Below are 15,299 nucleotides of genomic sequence, written 5' to 3' on the forward strand. Positions count from 1 at the left end.
GTTTATAAGAACTGTTTCTTACCCTTCGTTTTCCGTTGGGGTGGCAAAGATAAGAAGCTCTTTGAAACCACCAACTTTTTTTTACTTGTACTCGGGCGTGTATTTGGTGCTTTCCTGTACGTGTACCTTGTCAACCTTCTGGTTGTCGTATCGCTGGGTGTACAGTTTACCACAGGTACCCAATACAAATGCCAGCAGGCAGAACACGCTCAGATAAAACAAAAAAGCAGAAGAGGAAACCCAGCTATGCGTAAAATCACGGTCCTGAACTTTCTCTAACTCTTCCCGGTATTCTTGTTGCAAATCCATTGTTGTGAATTGTGGTGCAAATTTAAGGGAGCAGCAAACAAACAACCAAAAACTTATGACACTCTTTTTACCAACACTCCTATTTGGGAGCTAACCGCTAATGGGCTTCGCTGCATTTTTGCTTTGTAAGGGCCAACGCAGCCTGTAATACCAACAGAAAACAAAGATCCTTTTACCAAACAGTTTACTTGTTGCTTTTTTGCACAACATCTGTAAACCTGCGCCGGCCCAGTACAAAATGCTGCCACACAAGGTTGCGCCCAAATACACCGGTTAGTTGCCGCATTTTCTTGCGGGGACCTTTCACCCGCTGTCGTTCGCCTGTAAACAACCATCCCACAAAGGCAATATGCGCTTTCACTATAGCGATAAAATAGCCGCCGTCACCGGTCAGCAATCCTTTCCACGCCGACAGTGCATCCAGTGCCTGGCGGTAAGGAATTTTCCACCACAGTTCGCTCCAGGCAAGGTTTTTTGCCAGCATGATCTGGTTGTTGCGAAAGTTAAGAAAGGTCTTTCGGCTGTTGCCCCTTGGCAGGGTGCCACCACCTACATGGTACACCACCGATTGCGGGCAGCACCAAATCTGCTTACCCATTCGCTGGAGGCGCCAGCAAAGATCAATTTCTTCCTGATGGGCAAAAAAGTAGGGATCAAAACCTCCGGCAGCATGATAGGCTTCCCGCTTGATGAGCAGCGCCGCACCACTGGCCCAAAACACCTGTTGTGCATCGCTGTACTGCCCCTCGTCCACCTCGCAAATATCAAACACACGTCCCCTTGCAAAGGGATACCCATAGGCGTCAATCCAGCCGCCGGCAGCACCGGCATATTCAAATTTTTGTTGGTTTTTATAAGCCAGGATCTTGGGTTGGCAGGCAACATAATTGGCTTGCTGCTCCAGCAGTGCCACCATGGGTTGCAGCCAACCGGGCGTTACAGCAACATCCGAATTCAGCAACATGTAATAAGGAGCAGCTACATGTTTGAGCGCTTCGTTATAGCCTTTGGCAAAACCAAAATTCTGCGCCAGCTCCAGCACCTGTACCTGTGGGTAATGTTGGCGCAAAAACAAGACGGAATCATCGGAAGAAGCATTGTCAGCAACCACTACTTCCAGGTTGGGATAACCCGAAGCAAATACAGAAGGCAGAAACTGCTCCAGGTAATGCCTGCCATTCCAGTTCAATATGACGATTGCCACCAGGGGCTGCTGCTGTTGGTTCATTTCGAAAGAGGAGCGAAAATAAGCTTCTTGCGGGAGAAAGGCAGGAAGGCGGCCCATTGAGGGTAAGGCTGGAACTTTACAGCAAGCAGCAGAACCCTGATTCAAATACGGAATAGTGGTTGCTTTTTCCAGGACTTGGAGCCAGGCCCGATTGGATAAATCTTCCAGGTTAATTTTTATTGCTGCATGGAAATGTAAGTTCCTGTTTTGTTATGGGAACTGGAGCTTGCAACCCTTCTGCATGCCACTGAAAGTTTAATGCTAAATGTAAAAACCAAACTCCTTCTTTGCCTACATTCGTTCATGCTTCAAAGCTTTTTCAGTTGGCGCATCCTGCTGGCACTTCTGGCCATCCTGATAGTGAGCGGCACCATCTCCTACTCTTCTTACCTGGCCAAGAAAATTGAACGCGAGGAACGGCAGAAAGTAGCGCAATGGGTGGCTGCAGGCACATTTATCAATAACCCGGCAAACTCTGACATTCGCCTGGCCTCCATGATCATCCTGCAAACCGATATCCCCATAATTGAAGCCACGGAAAAAGACAGCATTACCAATTGGGTCAACCTCGACTCCACAGCAGTGCTTGCCGGCTGGTCCACTGGAGATGATGTGCGTTTAGCCAATAGCAACACTTACCTGCAACAAAGACTTAAATCCTACAAAGCCACCAACCCGCCGGTAGAATGGATCAACCCTACGGACAGCACCCAACGCAACCTGTATTATTTCGGCCCTTCAAGGCTGCTGCAGGAAGTGCGTTACTATCCCATGGTTCAATTGCTCATTGTAGGCCTGTTCATTATTGTGGTGGTTTTGCTGTTGCGCTCCTCTTACCGCAGTACCCAAAACCAGGTTTGGGCCGGCATGGCCAAGGAAACTGCCCACCAGTTGGGCACACCTGTTTCATCGCTGGAAGGCTGGCTGGAGATACTGCGCGACATTCCAGGTAATGAACGCGTGGTGCCCGAACTTGAAAAAGATGTGCAGCGGCTTCAACTGGTGTCGGACCGCTTTGGCAAAATAGGCAGCAAGCCCCAACTGGAGCCCCGCAACCTGGTAGAACAGGTAAGCAATATGGTGGAATACATCCGGAAACGGGCGCCGGGCAAAATGGCTTTCCACATCAACGCACCGGCGCAACAAATCACCGCTCCCCTATCACCCCCACTTTTTGACTGGGTGATTGAAAACCTGCTGAAAAATGCATTGGACGCTATGGAAGGCAAAGGCTCCATTTCCATCGACATTCAGGAGCAACCAAAAGAAGTACTGATTGATATTACCGACAACGGCAAAGGAATTCTGAAAAAAAATTTACGCAAGGTTTTTCGCCCCGGCTTTACTACCAAACGCCGTGGATGGGGCCTTGGGCTTAGCTTGTCGAAAAGAATTGTGGACCAATACCACGGCGGAAATTTATTTGTAAAAAATTCTGAGCCAGGAAAAGGCACAACTTTTCGGATTGTATTGAGAAAGTAATTACATTTGCCACCCAATCGGGAAAAACAGTGGTTGCATTTGCTGTTTTTTACCACGGTTGCCCAGGTGTTGAAACTGGTAGACAAGCCACCTTGAGGTGGTGGTGCTGGCAACGGCGTGCTGGTTCGAATCCAGTCCTGGGCACAACACAAAAAAGCTCCGATTCTTCGGAGCTTTTTTTATGCTTAAACCCAATCCCCGTTTCCCTTTATCCATAGCAGCGGAACTGGTTTTTTTGATTGGAAAACTGCTTGCCTACTGCAGGCTGCAATAGCCACCACGGCACTCAAGGACACTTCAGAAAATCCAGCACTTTTTTTACCGACCCATGTTCCAGTAATAAAGCACGGGCAGCTTCATAATCGGTAAGCTTGGCTCTTTCCATCAGCATTTTTACACCCCGGTGTACCAACTTTTTGTTGGCCAGTTTCATGTGCACCATTTTATTGTCTTCCACCCTGCCTAATTGTATCATGAGCGTGGTAGAAATCATGTTCAGTACCAATTTCTGTGCGGTGCCGCTTTTCATGCGGGTGCTGCCGGTTACAAATTCGGGGCCCACAACTACTTCAATAGGGTATTGAGCCGCTGCACTCATGGGACTGCCGGCATTGCAACTGATGCTGCCGGTAAGAATACCCCTATTGCGGCATTCATCCAGGGCGCCAATTACATAGGGCGTGGTGCCGCTGGCTGCTATGCCCAGCACCACATCGGAAGGACTCACCTGGTGTACCTCCAGGTCTTTCCAGCCCTGTGCGGCATCATCTTCGGCACCTTCAACGGCCCGGGTAATGGCGCGGCTGCCACCGGCAATAATTCCTACCACCAGCCCATAAGGCACACCATAGGTAGGCGGACATTCGCTAGCATCCAGTATACCCAACCGGCCACTGGTGCCTGCGCCAATATAGAATATCCGTCCTCCAGCTTTCATCTTTAGGGCAGCAGCTTCCACAAAAGCAGTGATCTGCGGCAATGCCTGCGCCACTGCATCCGGCACAGTGCGGTCTTCTTCATTGATCAGTTGCAGCAGTTCCGATACCGGTTTGGTTTCAAGGTGTCGGTATGGCGAAGGCTGCTCGGTTGTTCTTACAAATTCAGGGTGATTATCAGGTAACATCTTCTTACTATTAATTGGAAGCGCAGTGCATTCAAACAGGTTGCTACTGCACAAAAAAGCACAAGGCCGCGTTGGCCTGGTTTGCAAGATAGGTTTTGGCAAAGTATTGCTCCGGTTCGCTTGTTTTACCCAGATGATCCTCCCGATTGCGAAAGAGGTATGGAAATAGCGCATTACTCCGCTTCCGGTTGCTGTTCCGTCATCAAACATCCGTATCCTGCGCAATAGTGAAATAAAAAGGGCTCACCAGGAGTCCTTTGCTGAAGCATACCTAAGTTTATTTCTTCCACTCGGTTGGATACGCCTTACTCGTATCTTCTACCACCAGCACCCAATCCTGTCCATACCCGGAAGCAGGTGGTGTAAACTCCTGCCGGCCATTGTTGGCAAATTTTCCTGCGGCTTTGAAGCTGCCGGTACGCGGATCGTACCAATGCGCTACCACTTCAGTCCCCGAAATCTTACCCATATTCAGGGAAACAGGCCTTCCTTGCGCACTATACACAAAAAGGTAATCCTTGCCCCTTGTTGCCTGGATGCGATCGTTGGCCCCTCCGGCGTTGAGCAGGAGGTTTTGATCGGGTACACGGTCCAGCATAGGCCGGGATTCCACCAGGCGACGCAGCCACTGCATCTGGCCCGCACCGGGCAGGTCCATGGCTTCGTACCAAGGAAAATGCGGGCCGTTCACCGGCTGGCGGTTGGGTGCATACATCTGCCATATGTCATGACAACCATAGGTATGGCCAAAGGCTCCGGCAAATACATCCAGCCATGCGTGCTTGCGCACATCGTAAGCGCTGGAAATACCCAGGTCTTTTGCATTAAAACAAACAGGATGATCCTCGTACAGTGTTTCGCCATCCAGTACCGGTTTGTAGGGCTGGCGGTCACACACCAGTTTAACCCGGTCCCAGACATTATTTTCGCGGCAGTGGCCTGTTTGAAACATGTTGAAGTCAAGCCATGCATCCTTATGAAACCATTTGGATGATCCGCCGTCTTCCAGGCTGTTGGGTTGGGGATGAAAAGTCATTAAGGCATTGTCGGCTCCACCAGCGCCTGCTTCAATGCCGGCAGCCATGGCCCGCCAGATAGCGACATCCTGTTCGCCGCGTGGGTTACGGTCGCCACCTAAAATCCAAATAATGTTTTTCCGGTTGCGGTACCGGTTGGCCAGCCAGCGGCCATACCAGCGGGCATTCTCCGGCGTAAAAATTTCCGGCCCCACGCCCCAGCGGTCTTTATTGATTTTATCGGCCCAGGTAGGCAGCAAGCCAATATATAAACCATAGGTGGCTGCTTTGTCAATGATATAATCGACATGCCTGAAGTAAGCCTCCCTTGGTTTGGTAGGATCATCATTCGCGAGTGGAATTTCGCCGTAAGGGTTGGGGTCATGCAGCCCGTCCAGTTCGGCCAGTACCACAGCCTGTATTACCGTAAAACCTTTATCCGCGCGGTTCTTGAGGTAGCGGTCTGCCTCATCGCGGTTGAGGCGGTGAAACAGTTCCCAGCCGGTGTCACCCAACCAAAAGAACGGGGTACCATCCTTTTGTACCAGGAAACGCTTGTTATCACTAACCCTGAGCTGTGCAAAAATCGGGAGGCTCCACAAAAGGAGCAGGAGGACAGGCAATCGTTTCATGGGAATAAATATATCTCCCCAAAATGAAAAGCGTACATCCTGCCGGAAAATGCATCAGCAAGGAAGTGTCATCAGTACCTGCGGTTGGCAAACAAAAGCTTGGAAGTTTGACCTTTCTGGAAGTTGGTGACAGCACGCAATAGGTAAATGCCGCCCGTACCATAATCAGACACATAAATATTACCGGTGTGGGGATCTTCCGTCAGGTCCAGGGGAAGGACAAATCCTGAAAAACCGATGATCGCATTGCCTTCAGTGAAGTTCACTATATCCTTGTTCATGCTGCCTGGTTCTAAAATAACCAGGTCGCCAGGAGTATAGCGGGCAACGATCATTTTACCTTTTAGTGCACCACCAAATGCATTGCTTTTATATTCAATGATGCCATTGGGTGACTTATGACCCAGGAAATTAAAGGCTACACCCCGCCAATTGGGGTCGGGCTTGGTTCCAACAGGGTAACCAGAAACCTCAACCGGATCTACGGCATCGGATGGATTGCCTCCATTCATGATAAACTCACCTCGTGATGGATTCGGGTGCCCATAATAACCACCTTTTTCCACCCGCATCAGCAAGTCTGGCTGGTTTTGGCGAACCTTGAATAAAGCCGGGGCTTCAGGTCCTTTATACACTTTACCCATGGCCGACCGAACACCGGCTACTGCGCCGGGTATATTACCACCAGGAGAAGAACCATTAACCGGCACATAAAGAGAACCGTTTGTGTGCCATACTAAATCATAGGCATTCCGGAAGCCTGTTGCATACAACGTTAATGGTGCACCTGGCGAAAAGGGATTGTATGGGCCGCCTGCATCAAACGTGCGTGCATCAAGGGGAATTTTTCCCAGATGTTTCAAATCCAGGCGCAATACAGCCCCGGATAGCAGGTGTTCCTCGCGCATGTTCCAGGTAGAATCTCCTTTTCCCATGGCACTGGTACTTCCCTGTACAATATACAGGGCACTATCCGGCCCAAAAGCAATACTGTTGGTCAGGTGATCTTTTGCAGAACGGGGCAGGTGAATAACAAGGTCCTGGACCTTGCCCAAATCATGTCCTGACAAACGGCTTATCCTGCCGTCCCAATCGGGACCATTATCCAGCACAAAGCTGCTGTGGGTGATATAAGCTACCAGATTATCAGCAGTTGCTTTGGGATCAAAGGTCAAACCTATTGCCAGCCGCTCCGTTTTTTTGCCATATGCTTGCTGTAAACCATACAGGTCTTCCACAGCTCCTAAACTACCATCCGGGTTGATGGAAAAACGTTTAATCAGACCTTCAATACTTAGGGCGTACAGTTTTCCATCCGGTCCAAAAACCAGGGAACTAAAACGGCCATCCGTATCAGGCAGCTTCTCTTTGCAAAACTGAACCTGGTTCAATCCGTTGCTGGCTAACAAACCGGTAGAGAAATCGGAATAAAAAGATTTTACCGGAAACCCTTTCACATCCCGCACGCCACTGGTAACATGAAAGCGATAGGTTGTATTTAATTTTAGGGGCGATTCGGGAACCAGGAGGATTGTGTCCCCTTCTGCATCGCATCCTACCTGCGCAGGCACCAATTGTCCACTTACCATTTCGGTAAGGAAAACGGAAGCAGAATTTACTGTTGATTTGTTGATGGGCCCATTTGGCAGGACAAGGTTGCGGGTGGCAATAGCTACATGCTCGTTCACCCTTTGCGCATCTCTTTCCGGAGTGATTTTGGGAATGTACGGCCGATGCATCTGGAAAAGTTTATACCCTCCAGCTGCCATCGTTGTTAATAGCAAAAGCCCTATAAAATAGATTCCAACCCTCTTCTTCATTTCCAGTTTCGGTGATTATGAAATGCTTGGTATACTTACGTATTACCATTTACTATAGGATTGGAAAATAGCAGGTTTTTATGCAGGGGATAATGACTTTACTCAAGTAAAACGTACGGGATTCTTATTTTTCAACAGATGCAAAAATATGCTTTTTCTTAACCAGAAAGGCATAAATAATCCCGCTTCTGAGGTATGCTCATTATTTGTAAAAAACCATACCAGCCTTAATGAGGTACAATCAAGTTGCAAATTCTTTTGTTTGTTACACTGTTTGGCAAAACTTGCAAAATGACACATGCACTCCTTTTTAGCAACAACCCCCTCCTTCTCTTCCAATAATATATCGTTTATATTTTCAATTGGATGCATTCAAACTTCCGGATCCTGTTATCGAAGTTGGAGATTACTCGGACTTCGTTTGGGGTTGATAGTTTAATACTTATATGTTACAGGCATAATTTTTTCGGGAATACCCACCAATGAAAGGTTTGAGTAACCACCCGCCACAGCAGGCTGCAGCCACTACCCTGCCCGGCAAGCAAGCGGCCTTTCCGGCCCTGCAGAACAAAAATTACCGCATCTATTTTGCCGGACAACTGGTATCCGTAATTGGTACCTGGCTGCAGATTGTAGCCCAGGGCTGGCTGGTACTCCAGCTTACACGCTCCGAATTCCTGATCGGCATGGTGGCAGCACTTGCCACGGCACCTTCCCTATTCTTTTCCTTATTTGGCGGGGTGATTGTGGACCGTTTTCCCAAGAAAAAGATCCTTGCACTTACCCAACTGGCTAACCTGGTGCTGGCAACGGGCCTGGGGCTGGTAACCATTGCCGGACTTACCAATATATGGGTGATCGCAAGTGCGGCTTTTGCCATGGGCACGGTCAACTCGCTGGATGCGCCTGCACGCCAGGCTTTTATACCGGAAGTGGTAAACAAGGAAGAACTCCCTTCGGCTATTGCCCTCAACTCGGCCATCTTTAACACAGGCAGGGTAATCGGGCCTGTTATAGCCGGCGTACTGATAGCCCTGGTGGGTACGGGTTGGGCTTTTGTCGCCAACGGGCTTTCCTACGGCGCAGTACTGATAGCCCTTCGTTTTATGCGCCTCCAAGCTGCGCCGCCACCCGCCAGCCTGCAAACTTTTACGGCCATCCGGGAAGGCATCCGCTACACCGTCAGCCACCCTGTTATCCGCACCGTATTGCTTTTTGCAGGCACGCTAAGCATATTTGGCTGGTCCTACTCCACCCTGATGCCTGCAATTGCCCAAAAAGGTTTCGGACTGGATGCTTCGGGGCTGGGATGGCTGTATACAGCCACCGGGCTGGGTTCGCTGCTGGCAACATTTATCGTCAGCACCGCTGCCCGGAAGGTGCGGCCGGTATATTTTGTATCGGGCGGCGCCACCTTATTTGCCATATGCCTTTTCTTCTTTTCGCAAACCAAGTCCTTGCATACAGCCCTGCCCCTTTTGTTTTTTGTGGGCTTAGGATTGATTGCACAATCGGCTGTAACCACCACCCTGGTACAAAGCATGGTATTGCCCGAATACCGCGGCAGGGTAATGAGTATTTACCTGCTGATGTTTATGGGCATGGCGCCGGTAGGTAATTTCGAGGTGGGGTATTTGAGCGAAAAACTGGGGTACCCTACAGCCATTGCCATCAATTCAGGAGTTGTGCTGGTGGCCGCCCTGCTGCTGCTGGCTTATCGTAAACAGATTTCTGCTGCTTATAAAAAATACAAGGAACTACAGCCTGCAAACTAAAGGGCGCTTACCTTTTCCTGCAGGGGCAAAATAAATTTTGCCCCTTTCTTTATCCTACTATATTTGTAGAGTATTCGAAACACCAACCGGTTATTCCATTTATTGAGAACGAGGTGAGAGACCAGGCTCCACGACCCTCTGGCAACCGCAATACTTGTTGCATGGTGCCAATACCTGTCCTGCACATGCGGGAATAATAAACTGGCAGTATGCAACACACCAATCGCTATTCGCTATTCGCACATCAGGCTGCAACTTTATGGATAGTGCCTGAGGTACGGATGATTATATCACCAATAAAAACAACCCACCATGGCACAGAAAAAGCTGCGTTTTGAAACCTTACAGGTACATGCCGGACAGGAACCCGATCCCGTTACCAAATCGCGGGTAGTACCGATTTATCAAACCTCTTCCTATGTTTTTGATTCGGCTGAGCATGCCGCCAACCTCTTTGGCCTCCGTGAGTTTGGCAATATATACACCCGCCTGATGAACCCTACCACCGACGTGTTTGAAAAACGTGTGGCGGCATTGGAAGGCGGTGTTGGTGCACTGGCCCTTTCGTCGGGACAGTCGGCGCAGTTTATTGCCTTGCAAAATATACTGGAACAGGGCGACAATATTGTTTCCTCTTCCTACCTCTATGGTGGTACTTACAACCAGTTCAAGGTTTCATTCAAGCGATTAGGCTTCAACGTTAAATTTGTTGATGGCGACAATCCCGCCGAATTTGCTGCGAACATTGACGATCGCACCCGAGCGTTATATGTAGAAACCATCGGTAACCCCCGCTTTGCCATTCCCGACTTCGAGCGCCTTGCAGAAATTGCAGATAAAGCAGGTATTCCCCTGATTGTAGACAATACTTTTGGCGCAGCCGGTTACCTGTGCCGCCCTATTGATTTTGGCGCCAACGTTATTGTAGAATCCGCTACCAAGTGGATCGGTGGTCATGGCAACTCCATTGGCGGTATCATTGTCGATGGGGGCAATTTCAACTGGGGCAATGGCAAGTTCAGCTACTTCACCCAACCCGATGAAGCCTATCATGGTATGAAGTTCTGGGAAGTGTTTGGTTCCGACTCACCTTTTGGCAATATTGCCTATATCATCCGTGCAAGGGTTACCGGTCTCCGGAGCCTGGGACCTGCCGTTAGTCCTTTCAACTCCTTCCTCTTCCTGCAAGGTTTGGAAACCCTGAGCCTGCGCGTACAACGCACGGTAGATAATGCTTTAGAACTGGCCCAATGGCTGCAAACCCGTGATGAAGTAGAATATGTCAACTACCCAGGCTTGAAGGAAAACAAGTACCACGAACTGGCGAAAAAATACCTGCGCAATGGCTTCGGTGGTGTGCTGTCATTCAAGATCAAAGGGGGTAAAGAAGCCGCCGATAAATTTGTAAACGGCCTGCAACTGGTAAGTCATCTCGCCAACGTAGGTGATGCCAAAACCCTGATCATTCATCCTGCCACAACAACCCATGAACAACTGAGCGAAGCCGAACAGCGTTCTGCCGGTGTGGAACCTGGATTGTTGCGGGTATCCCTCGGTATTGAGCACATTGATGATATCCGGGAAGACTTTGTTGATGCCTTTAAAGCGGCATTTGTAAAAAAGACTGAAGCTGTAACAGTCTAAGCCAACAGCCTTTTATAAAAATGGGTGCAGTACCTTACTGCACCCATTTTTTTGGTTCAATATTTCCAATTAATTGGCACTCCCTGACCGGAGGCGCTGCAATTGTGCCTGCAACTTTGCCGGGTTATTGAGGTAGGGCTCCAGGTTGAAAATCCGCACATTGCGGAAATCAACCGGATGGCTTTCTGATTGCAGGGAGATAAATCCTTTCTTAATAGCACCCCCATCAGGCAAACCCAATTTTTTTACCCAGGGATCACGGCCATCGTACTGGGGTTTGGTAAAAGTAAAAACGGTGTCGCCATTGATGATGTGCTGCACCAGCGAATCGCCCAACACAAGTGCCTCAGCACGCACCCACTGTTCACCATGAAGGGTTTTGGAAGTGGAGTTGACACAATGCGGCGTGAATAGTTTTCCATTCAACACCACATTGGTTCCGGGTGTACAGAGGTTGGCGGTAGTACGCTCATTTTTTCCATCACCACCCAGGAACTGCATTTCCAGTGAAATGGGAAAATCCTGTTCCACCGCAATGGTTTTTGGATCCTGGCAATGGAGCATGGCACCGCTGTTGCGAATTGCCCAACCTTCTCCGCCCTTGGCCTGCTGACCCACAAAACGGTACTCTACCTGCAACAGGTAGGCAGCATAAGGTTTATTGAAATAAATATGGCCATATTGCCTTTTGAAATCATCATACCCATCGTAGCGTACCTGCATCATGCCATCCTGCACACGAAAGGTGTTGGCGTAGTTCTCACCCAGTGGATGATCCTTGATCTTGATGGTCCAGCCGTTAAGGTCTTTACCGTTGAATAGCTGCTCCCATCCATCGCCTTTTGCTGAGCGTGATGCGGAACAGGCGGCAAACAAAAAAACCGGCAACAGGCAACACCAAAGGATCATCTTTTTCATGCCCTTAAGATAAGCCGCCAAACCGATGTGATCATCAAAAGCAGCTACACTTGATTTTTATTCAACATGCATCCGGCATGCTCACCGAAGCTTTTCCTGCATTCACCCAAAAAAACTGGGCTTTTCCCGATATGCATTCTAGGGCATAAAACCGTTGCCCGGATTCTTTTAGTTTCGCTTTTGGCGCAGCCCAGCATGTGGCCACCAATATCCGAAGATGAACCACCATTTTAACTGCAAAAAAGCTAGCGGCAATACGGCCCTCGCACAAACCCGTATGCCTGGTTTCTGCCAGGCAACTTTCTCAAAGCAACGAATGCTGCGGCTGTTAGCAGCGGAAAACGTACCTTTCTTAAGGGCAGCTTCCTATTTTTGCCCCTTCATGCGGTTGATTTGCCAATAGAACGATTAAAACGAACGAACGATTTATGACCGCTGAACATCAAAGGCTGGCAGCCAATGCCTCCAAACCCGTTCCATTGGAAAAGTGGGGACCCTACGTGAGCGAACGCCAGTGGGGCACGGTGCGGGAAGATTATAGCCCTTATGGTGATGCCTGGAACTATTTTCCTTTCGATCATGCACATTGCCGTGCATACAAATGGGGCGAGGATGGACTGGCCGGCATCTCCGATATACAACAGAATCTTTGCTTTGCCGTAGCCCTCTGGAACGGCAAGGATCCCATACTTAAAGAACGCCTCTTTGGCCTGAAGAACGGTGAAGGCAATCATGGCGAGGATGTAAAGGAATTGTATTACTACCTCGACAACCTACCGACGCATTACTACATGGAATACCTGTACAAGTATCCGCAGCAGGCATTTCCATACGACCTGTTACGGCAGGAGAACCGCAAACGTTCGCGGCAGGAAGTGGAATATGAATTACTGGATACCGGCTTGTTCGACAACAACCAGTACTTCGACGTTCAGGTAACCTATGCCAAGCGCAATAGCCAGGATGTGTTTATCCGTATTGATATCACCAACAGGTACAACAAAGCGGCTGACATTACGGTACTGCCCACCTTGTGGTTTTACAACAGGCAGAGCAACCAGAAACTTGCTGAGCCGCCCATGATCAGTGCCGTTGATAAAACTTCGGTGAAGGCTACCCACAAGCGCCTGGGTGAGTACTATTTATATTTCCAGCATGCCAACGATGCCCTGTTTACCAACAATGTAACCAATACGGAAATTGTACAGGGTATTCCCAACGAAGACCTCTTCACCAAGGATGCTTTTCACCAGGCCATTATCAATGGCAGCAACATACAGGAACTGCGCCGTAAAAAATCGGGCACCAAATTCTCGCCGGTATACAAAATGCGGATAGCTGCCGGAGATACACAAACCATTTACTGCCGCCTGTGTAATGAACCGCAAAAGCAGCCATTTGCCGAAGGCTTTGAATACCTCTTTACCATCCGCAAGGAAGAAGCCGACGAATACTACGCCGACATTCTGCCCAAGGGTATGGATAAAGACATGGCCCTGATACAAAGGCAGGCAATTGCAGGGTTATTGTGGAGCAAACAATACTACCACTTTGATGTGGAGCGCTGGCTCAACACATCGGATGGCATTACGCCGGTAAGCCAGGGAAAAAAGACTGGCCGCAACCACGAATGGAGTCACCTGAAAAACCAGGATATTATTTCCATGCCCGACAAATGGGAGTACCCCTGGTATGCGGCATGGGACCTTGCTTTCCAGTGTATTTCGATGGCTGTTGCCGATCCAACATTTGCCAAACACCAGCTGTTGCTGCTGATGCGCGAATGGTATATGAAACCCGATGGCCAGCTGCCCGCTTACGAGTGGAACTTCAGTGATGTGAACCCGCCGGTACATGCCTGGGCAGCCATGCAGGTATATGAAATTGAAAAGAAACAAAAAGGCGGAGTTGGCGATATCATTTTCCTGAAAAAAGCTTTTCAAAAGCTGCTGCTTAATTTCACCTGGTGGATCAACCGGAAAGACCCCAATGGCAACAACATCTTTGAAGGCGGTTTTCTGGGGCTGGATAATATTGGGGTATTCAACCGCAGCTACCACTTTCTTAACGAAGTAGAACTGGAACAGGCCGATGGCACCAGCTGGATGGGCACCTATGCCTTAGACATGATGGACATGGCGCTGGAGATTGCAGTACATGACCCTTCTTTTGAAGATACAGCAACCAAGTTCTTCGAACATTTTGTGCTCATTGCAGAATCGCTTAACGAGCATCACCTGTGGAACGAGGAAGACAAGTTTTACTATGATGTGCTGGTGCGCAAAGGTGCCGATAACCTGCCGCTCCGCATTAAATCTATTGTAGGTTTAACTTCCCTGTACGCAGTATCTACCATCGACAAAAAGAAATTTGAAAAGCTTAAAGATTTCAGCAAACGATATAAATGGTTTGAACGATACCGTTTGCAGAATAAGAAATTCTGGCCCAACGAAAAAAGTGAAGATGGCAAACAAATACTGTTGTCGCTGGTGCCCAAAGACAAGCTGGTACACCTGCTGCGCTACCTGTTAGATGAAGCGGAGTTTTTGTCGCCGGGTGGCATCAGGGCCTTATCCAAATACCACGAGGAACACCCCTACTCGCTGACCATCGATGGCAACAGCTATACCATCCGTTATGATCCGGGTGATTCCACTTCCGACATATTTGGCGGCAACTCCAACTGGCGTGGCCCGGTTTGGATACCCATCAACTACCTGATCATTCAAAGCCTGCGCAAGTACGGTGAATTTTATGGCGAGTCGATACAGGTGGAATATCCTACCGGCTCGGGGGTTCAGTTGAATCTTTGCCAGGTGGCCGATGAACTAACCGGCAGGGTTATATCGCTGTTCCACAAAGACAAGGATGGCAGCCGTCGCTACAATGGGGAATACAGTTGGTTTTACCAGCGCCCGGAAAATGAACAACTGGTACTGTTCTATGAATATTTTAACGGCGATAATGGCCGTGGCCTGGGTGCCGCCCACCAAACAGGCTGGACGGCCCTGGTTGCAGAACTGATTTCAGAATACGGCAACAAGCCGGAAAAATGCGCACCCCATTTACTCCCGGAAACAAACACCAAGTCTGATGCGATTTTGAAGGCATAAAAAAACACCGGCATGATGCCGGTGTTTTTTATTAGAAAGGTTCCTGATGTGCTATCACAGCAGCATGGATTAGTTTGCCTGTATTTATTTCAATCTCTTATAATAGAACAATATCCCGACATAAGTCTGGATCACAGCCGCTGCCAATACAAGTTTCCCTTCGTACCTTAAAAGATTTTTAATCACTAATCACTAATCACTAATCACTAATCACTAATCACTAATCACTAATCACTAAT

The 15,299-nt window shown here is 48.9% G+C and carries 10 protein-coding genes, 1 tRNA gene and 1 riboswitch; of the genes, 5 read left to right on the forward strand and 6 right to left on the reverse strand.

All coding sequences use genetic code 11. The annotated features are described in order from the left end of the window. Positions 1 to 81 precede the first annotated feature (81 nt). Complete coding sequence (locus BUE76_RS16750) at positions 82 to 309, reverse strand: hypothetical protein (RefSeq protein WP_073042938.1); 228 nt, start codon at positions 307 to 309, stop codon at positions 82 to 84. Positions 310 to 493: 184 nt separating this feature from the next. Then, the gene (locus BUE76_RS16755; protein WP_245798348.1) at positions 494 to 1,594 is read right to left on the reverse strand and encodes a glycosyltransferase family 2 protein; all 1,101 of its coding nucleotides are present in this window, start codon (positions 1,592 to 1,594) and stop codon (positions 494 to 496) included. 246 nt (positions 1,595 to 1,840) lie between these two features. Here BUE76_RS16755 and BUE76_RS16760 point away from each other — a divergent pair, with 246 nt between their 5' ends. Next, positions 1,841 to 3,019 carry a sensor histidine kinase gene (locus BUE76_RS16760; protein WP_073042940.1) on the forward strand — a complete coding sequence of 393 codons (1,179 nt, stop codon included), beginning with the start codon at positions 1,841 to 1,843 and terminating at the stop codon, positions 3,017 to 3,019. Between the two features lie 60 nt (positions 3,020 to 3,079). Then, positions 3,080 to 3,163, forward strand: a tRNA-Leu gene (locus tag BUE76_RS16765). Positions 3,164 to 3,305: 142 nt separating this feature from the next. Here the strand turns inward: BUE76_RS16765 and murQ are convergent. The 3 genes from murQ to BUE76_RS16780 all read right to left on the reverse strand — a co-directional run bounded on the left by murQ (position 3,306) and on the right by BUE76_RS16780 (position 7,529). Continuing rightward, a complete protein-coding gene (gene murQ, locus BUE76_RS16770) occupies positions 3,306 to 4,142 on the reverse strand; it encodes an N-acetylmuramic acid 6-phosphate etherase (protein ID WP_073042942.1) in 837 nt (278 codons plus the stop codon). A gap of 277 nt (positions 4,143 to 4,419) precedes the next feature. Next, on the reverse strand, positions 4,420 to 5,790 hold the full coding sequence (locus BUE76_RS16775) for a glycoside hydrolase family 140 protein (RefSeq protein WP_073042944.1): 1,371 nt from the start codon (positions 5,788 to 5,790) through the stop codon (positions 4,420 to 4,422). 71 nt (positions 5,791 to 5,861) lie between these two features. Continuing rightward, complete coding sequence (locus BUE76_RS16780) at positions 5,862 to 7,529, reverse strand: Ig-like domain-containing protein (RefSeq protein ID WP_073042947.1); 1,668 nt, start codon at positions 7,527 to 7,529, stop codon at positions 5,862 to 5,864. Between the two features lie 563 nt (positions 7,530 to 8,092). Between BUE76_RS16780 and BUE76_RS16790 the strand changes: the two genes are divergently transcribed. Together BUE76_RS16790 and BUE76_RS16795 are read left to right on the forward strand one after the other, a co-directional pair. Then, on the forward strand, positions 8,093 to 9,385 hold the full coding sequence (locus BUE76_RS16790; RefSeq protein WP_073042951.1) for an MFS transporter: 1,293 nt from the start codon (positions 8,093 to 8,095) through the stop codon (positions 9,383 to 9,385). A gap of 96 nt (positions 9,386 to 9,481) precedes the next feature. Continuing rightward, a riboswitch (SAM riboswitch) is annotated at positions 9,482 to 9,588 on the forward strand. 109 nt (positions 9,589 to 9,697) lie between these two features. Beyond that, complete coding sequence (locus BUE76_RS16795) at positions 9,698 to 11,029, forward strand: O-acetylhomoserine aminocarboxypropyltransferase/cysteine synthase family protein (RefSeq protein ID WP_073042954.1); 1,332 nt, start codon at positions 9,698 to 9,700, stop codon at positions 11,027 to 11,029. A gap of 69 nt (positions 11,030 to 11,098) precedes the next feature. Here BUE76_RS16795 and BUE76_RS16800 read toward each other — a convergent pair whose 3' ends face one another. After that, entirely contained in the window at positions 11,099 to 11,947 is an 849-nt protein-coding gene (locus BUE76_RS16800) for a 3-keto-disaccharide hydrolase (RefSeq protein WP_073043157.1), read from the reverse strand. Between the two features lie 428 nt (positions 11,948 to 12,375). Here BUE76_RS16800 and BUE76_RS16805 point away from each other — a divergent pair, with 428 nt between their 5' ends. After that, a complete protein-coding gene (locus BUE76_RS16805; RefSeq protein ID WP_083596500.1) occupies positions 12,376 to 15,060 on the forward strand; it encodes an MGH1-like glycoside hydrolase domain-containing protein in 2,685 nt (894 codons plus the stop codon). Positions 15,061 to 15,299 lie beyond the last annotated feature (239 nt).

Source organism: Cnuella takakiae (assembly GCF_001953305.1).
Taxonomy (GTDB): domain Bacteria; phylum Bacteroidota; class Bacteroidia; order Chitinophagales; family Chitinophagaceae; genus Flavisolibacter; species Flavisolibacter takakiae.

Coding starts and splice junctions, on each gene's coding strand:
- BUE76_RS16750 (WP_073042938.1), bottom strand. CDS start 309: ATGGATTTGCAACAAGAATACCGGGAAGAGTTAGAGAAAGTTCAGGAC.
- BUE76_RS16800 (WP_073043157.1), bottom strand. CDS start 11,947: ATGAAAAAGATGATCCTTTGGTGTTGCCTGTTGCCGGTTTTTTTGTTT.
- BUE76_RS16790 (WP_073042951.1), top strand. CDS start 8,093: ATGAAAGGTTTGAGTAACCACCCGCCACAGCAGGCTGCAGCCACTACC.
- BUE76_RS16795 (WP_073042954.1), top strand. CDS start 9,698: ATGGCACAGAAAAAGCTGCGTTTTGAAACCTTACAGGTACATGCCGGA.
- murQ (WP_073042942.1), bottom strand. CDS start 4,142: ATGTTACCTGATAATCACCCTGAATTTGTAAGAACAACCGAGCAGCCT.
- BUE76_RS16805 (WP_083596500.1), top strand. CDS start 12,376: ATGACCGCTGAACATCAAAGGCTGGCAGCCAATGCCTCCAAACCCGTT.
- BUE76_RS16780 (WP_073042947.1), bottom strand. CDS start 7,529: ATGCATCGGCCGTACATTCCCAAAATCACTCCGGAAAGAGATGCGCAA.
- BUE76_RS16760 (WP_073042940.1), top strand. CDS start 1,841: ATGCTTCAAAGCTTTTTCAGTTGGCGCATCCTGCTGGCACTTCTGGCC.
- BUE76_RS16755 (WP_245798348.1), bottom strand. CDS start 1,594: ATGGGCCGCCTTCCTGCCTTTCTCCCGCAAGAAGCTTATTTTCGCTCC.
- BUE76_RS16775 (WP_073042944.1), bottom strand. CDS start 5,790: ATGAAACGATTGCCTGTCCTCCTGCTCCTTTTGTGGAGCCTCCCGATT.